Raw genomic sequence first — 5,782 nt, 5'->3', positions numbered from 1 at the left:
TTTTCAAAATTTCGCGTACATCTGCGGTGATCATGCCGAGGTCTTCGGCGATGATCGGAGGCAGGAAGAAATGCTTCATGATAGTGTCGAAAAAGTCCCTGACCGGCACCTTGACCCATTTCCCATTGATCGCGGTTTCCTCCCCGGCGGGCACTTCCCAGTAAGCGACCAGACCACGAAAATGATCGATCCTGATCATATTGTACAGCTTGAAATTGTGACGCAGGCGTTCGATCCACCAACGGTAATTTTCCTGTTTGAGCACATCCCAGTTGTAAACCGGATTGCCCCATAACTGGCCGGTTTCGCTGAAATAATCGGGCGGTACACCTGCCACCAAAGTCGGGTGCTTGTCATCGGAGAGCTTGAATATATGCGGATTTTTCCAGACATCGGCGCTGTCGAAATTGACATAGATCGGTATATCGCCGAATAACTGGATGCCCTTGTGATTGCAGTACTTCTTGAGGTTGAGCCACTGGCTGAAACAGAGATACTGGATCATCTTCTCTCGCAAAAGCCGGTCGGAATATTCTGTGCGCGCTGACTCCAGGGCTTCATCGTGACGATCGCGGTATTCTACCGGCCATAGGTTCCAGACCGTTCCGTTGAACTTGCGCTTCAGGATCATGAACAGAGCGAAGTCTTCCAGCCAGTAAGAATTCTCACGGCAGAAATGATCGAAGTCCGTCCGGTCAGCTTTGTTTTTGAAGCGTTCGAAGGCTTTATCCAGAAGCACGGTCTTATGTTTGGCGACCGCCTCGTAATTGACTTCCCCGGCTTCAAAAGCTGGAAGCTCGGAAAGGTCATCATCCGACAAGAAGCCATCCTCGACCATGAGTTCGGGGCTCAAAAGCCACGGGCTCAGGGCAGCCGATGAAGCGCTCGAATAGGGCGAGCTGCCATGGGCGGGATCGGTTGGAGTCAATGGCAGAACCTGCCATACGGATTGACCCGAGTTATGTAAAAAATCGGCGAAGCGATAAGCTTCCGGGCCGAAATCACCGATTCCGAAGGGCGATGCCAGCGATGAAATATGCATCAGGACACCGCTTGCCCTGTTAATCATCCTTCCTCCTCGTTTGCAAGTAGCGCGACCGGAAAACTATTCAGTATATCTCCGAGCGGCATTGTATCTTTAACATCTCTATGATATTCCCTGCTAATCATATCGACCCATTCGGAGGGAAAATCATCAGGTATTTTCAAAACTGTATCTTTGAAAGCATCTTTTTTCATCGGTAATTCATCCTCGCGCATCAACCTGCTAAAAAAGCGCGGTACAATCGTCAGAGCGAAATCTGACTGCCTGCGCCGGGCGAAAGCGATTACGTTGTCCGCAAACTGACCCGCACATTCCAGCGGTATATAATCACCATACAAGTACAGCTCCGGGCGACGGTTACGTTCTGATAATGCCCGATGAATCAGAAACTGCTTGATTCTCCCATCGGTCCTGTTCTCAATAAGATCGGCGAGCAGTTTTTCAGGCTCTTTTTCAAAGCCTGCGGTTATTTCCTGTAGTGATTTTGACCGGGTTTTGAAATCGACCTGACGACGGTTGTCCGGGTCGACCAAAGTCAGGTCCCAGTACTCGCACCCCTGGTAGAAATCGGGCAGGCCCGGAGCAGTCATCTTCATCAATACCTGCGCCAGGGAATTGAAGACGCCATATCCGGCGACCTTCTGTTGAAACGGAATAAATTCATCGAAGAAGCGCTGATCTTCAAAGATCTTGTCGATAAACGCCAGGTAAGCTTCTTCATATTCATTGTCCGGCTTGATCCAGGCGGTATGTACCTTGGCTTCACGGACCGCTTTGATGACATATTCTTTTATACGGGTTTTGTAATCCTCGAGATCAACTTCGAAGGGGTAAGTACCCAGAAGAGTTTGATACAGGAAATACTCGTCGTTGCGATCCGGAGCATACCTGTGACTCACTTTCTTTTTCTTGGAGCGGTTGATACGGCTGTACGTCTTGAGATTATGGTCCCATTCAGACGGTATCTCCGACAAGACCAGTATCCTGGCACGGGTATCCTCTCCGCGCTTGGTATCGTGAGTTGATGTAGCACTCAAGGAAAGCGGAAATTCGTCGGTGCGTGCGGAATTGAATTTATGGAATTCATCCACGGAGACCCCAAACCGGTTGGGATTGGAACCGACTTCATTCAAGGCTGTCAAACGGTTATAGATGTACAACATCGTATCCTCAAATCCCTTGGCCATAACCGGGCCGGTGAACTGCTGGAAGCTCATGATCACCCGAAGCCATCTCTGGCGCTCCTCTTTGTCTGTTGAATCATCGAACTTCAAAAGCAAAAACTTCTCGATGAACCGGAGTTCATAATACAGGTCGGGATTCTTTTCGCGTGCTGAATTTATCGCCTCATCGATTATTTCACGGTCGGTTTCACATGGAGACTCGTTATTGATATACGTGCGGTAAACCGGGAAACAGGCAATCAGCTCGACCAGTGCGCGCTTGAGCCCGAACAGGGTAATATCCTGCCCGTAGCGATCCTGGCTCGATATTCGCTTAATGAATTGCGCCAGGTTGTCGATATTGCCAGCCATGTGCTTTTCGATAATCAGTTTCTTTTTGTCATGTAAAATCTCTTCGTAGCTTTTACTCAGGCCGGTATACTTGTAATAGAGCTTGCTGAATTCACTGCGGTTTCGATTGTCACAGAATATGGAATTAAGATTATTCAGGAACTCGTAGCCGGTGGTACCTTCGATCGGCCAGTCGGCGGGCAGGCGCTCATCTTCTTCGAGAATCTTTTCTATGACGATATAAGTCTCACCGGTTCTCTCTCGCAACCTGCGCAAGTACGTTTCCGGGTCGAAGAGGCCGTCGATATGATCGATCCTGAGACCGTCGAAATGTCCCTCAGAGAGGTACCTGAAAACGAAGTCATGAGTATAGTTGAAAACTTCCTCTTTTTCGATATTGACCGAGATCAGGTCATTGACCGTAAAGAATCGCCGGTAATTGATTTCCTCAGTAGCGACTTTCCAGAACGAGAGCCGAAACAACTGCTCCGATATCAGCCAGTCCAGAGCGTCCCGACCGCCATTGTCATCGCCGTTGAAGAAAGCGATATTATCATCGACAAAGTGACGCACCGTCTCATTCTCACTGTAAAGATTGAAGAGGATTCGTTTGACATGGCGGACCTGACGGTAGAAAGCGTCGCGCCCGTCCTCTGAAGAAATCGTTTCGATCAAATGCAGTGTCCCCAGAAATTTCAAGAAATCGGAATTGTTGCCGCCCAGCTCATTTTCGAGCCGGTCGATATCGCGCCTGAAAACCGCCGGGTACGACTGAATCCGCAGTGGTAAGCGGACATCGTAGTAGTTTATGCTCAATCCGTCGAGATCGTAGCCGAGCTGGATTTCACCATCGGCCAGGCATTCGGCATAAAGCTTGCCCAAAAGCGGGACCAGCATCTTGCCATGCATGTTTTCATAGGGATGATTCCAGTCGATTTCAAAGAAGTCATAGTAACGTGAGTCTTCGCCGGCCTCGAATATATCCATCAACATGGTGTTGGTCGAATCGATCGCCATATGGTTGGGGACTATATCCTGAAGCCAGGCCAGACCGTTCTGATGTGCCTTGAAATTTAACTTGCGGAATTCCTGTTCGCTCCCCAGGTCCGGATTTACTGAACGATGATCGACTATATCGTAACCGTGCGTACTGCCCCTGCGGGCATGAAAAATCGGAGAAGCATAGACCGCCGTGATTCCAAGCCGAGCTAAGTAGTCAATGACTTCATGAGCGTCCGTGAATTTGAATTCGGGGTTAAATTGTAACCTGTATGTCGAATTGAATTTTGGTCTCATGCGATTTTGACCCTCAGGTGATCGCCCAGTTGCCTGAACTGTTTGAGCCATTTTTGAGCATCAACATTGCCACCGTCAGACTTGTTGCTCATTTGCGGATAGAACTTCTTTCCAATCGTGAAATAACGTACCTGCGATTTCCACATATTCAAATCAAGATTCAGAGCCTTCAGGATCTGGAGCAGGGAATTGGCAGTTTCCATCGGCTCAATGTTTTCCGGGTTGTCTTTCCAGATCGAGGTCAGTCCGTTGATTTTTTCTGATGCAAGGTAGCTGAGAGTGGTCCGATCGACATCAAGCGACCAGCGCAGAATTTCCTCCACATCGCGGTCAAGCTGAACGAAATCTATCTGCTCCTGTTTCAGGTGCCTTCGAATATTCGTGTTGAGGATGAACTTCATCAGCATCGACATATAATCCGGAAGCGGCATGTTCAATCCCGAGAGCGCCCGCACAACCGGATACTGGCTGTCATAGAGCTGGCTGAATGAATTGTAGACATCGCTCGAACTCGTCTCCAGCAGTTCGCTGATAATCAATCGTTGCTCATTCTTAAAGAGATGCTTGAGTGAGAAAGTGTTGTTTTCGAAGAACTCATCGATCTGGTGAAAGACTTCGGAGATATCGTTGTTCATGAAGCTGTCATGCACAGATGATACCATCTGTTTTTCGACATCCTCATTCATTTTGGGCAGGGCTCCGCTTAAAATATTGTGCCCTCCCAGGTGCAACGCGGCGAATGCAATCTGCTCGTGTTTCCAGGTGATATCGGAACGTATATCCACCGTACCGATCGCCAGTTTCTGTCGGCCGACTTCGGAACGATCATGTATCCTGCCTGCCACAGAATAGGCGTAGATCTTGTCCTCCTCGTCGAACTCTTTAAACAATGAGCTGATGCCGTAATGAGCCCCGACCCGTAACAGGTCAAGTACACTCGGTTCGATATACTTGTCGTAAACATGAGCGGCATTTTCATGCTCGGAGAGGTTCGAGGGTACCCGTTTGAGAAGGCCCTTGAAAGCATCCTCGAGATTTATCCCGCTGACATCGCGGGCGAGCTGAATCGCGCGGGCGGCATACTGGATCACCTGCACAGTCTCGAGCCCCGAGACCTCGTCAAAGAACCATCCGCAACTGGTGTACATAAGCATCGCGTGTCTCTGCATCTCCAGAAGCTGAAGCACCCTGACTTTTTCATCATGTTCGAATTTTCCGATTCCATGTTTCTCAAAAAAGTTGCTTATATTTTCATCGGCGCGGTTAAGGATAATACGGATGTACTCATCACGCGCGCTCCAGGGTTCCTCGATCAGTTTTTTTACCTGGTCATCATAGATTTCGGTCAGGTTATCGCGCAACCAGTCCAGGGCTCCGCGAAGGGGAGCGCGCCATTTCTGGTTCCATCCGGAATGCATACCGGAGGAACAGCCACAGTCATTGCGCCAGCGTTCGACGCCGTGAATACAGCTCCAGGATGAGTTCTCTACGATTTCGACCTCGTAGCGCGGTGGATTGTTCTCGAGAAACTCTCCGTAGTTTGTCAACCTGACCGTTTCCTCATTTTCGAGATAATAGAGACAATAAGCCAGTGCCATGTCGCCATGAGTCTGGTGATGGCCGTAGGTTTCACCGTCAGTGGCGATATGCACCACCTGGTTTTCCTCGGTGTCTTCGCCGAAGGCTGAAAGCAGACGGTTGGCGAACTGCTCGCCGTTTTTCAAGAGATCTCCGAAGGCGATATCCTGCGCAATTCGACCGTCATAGAAGAAGATATTAATACTGCGACCAGAGGGCAGTCGACATAGATAAGCACGGCGCGGATCTACCGAAGCCTCGGGGACATCATGCCATTCACCGTTATTATCATTTTCTTCTGCAATTTTTCTGATCCTGCCTGCTTGACGGGGCGCCAGGATGGTGAACT

3 protein-coding genes are annotated in these 5,782 nt (G+C 49.3%); all 3 read right to left on the bottom strand.

What is annotated here, in order from left to right; all coding sequences use genetic code 11:
- The coding region (gene malQ, locus GF404_12785; GenBank protein ID MBD3383056.1) for a 4-alpha-glucanotransferase at positions 1-1,069 on the bottom strand (1,069 nt) is incomplete at its 3' end.
- Positions 1,066-3,855: a malto-oligosyltrehalose synthase gene (gene treY / locus GF404_12780; protein MBD3383055.1), complete on the bottom strand. Its 2,790-nt coding sequence runs from the start codon at positions 3,853-3,855 to the stop codon at positions 1,066-1,068. The genes treY and malQ, both read right to left, overlap by 4 nt.
- A partial coding sequence (locus GF404_12775) for a DUF3536 domain-containing protein (GenBank protein MBD3383054.1) occupies positions 3,852-5,782 on the bottom strand: 1,931 nt, incomplete at its 5' end. The genes GF404_12775 and treY, both read right to left, overlap by 4 nt.

It is taken from the genome of Candidatus Zixiibacteriota bacterium (assembly GCA_014728145.1).
Taxonomy (GTDB): Bacteria; Zixibacteria; MSB-5A5; order JAABVY01; family JAABVY01; genus WJMC01.
This window is presented reverse-complemented; position numbering and strand designations above follow the sequence as displayed.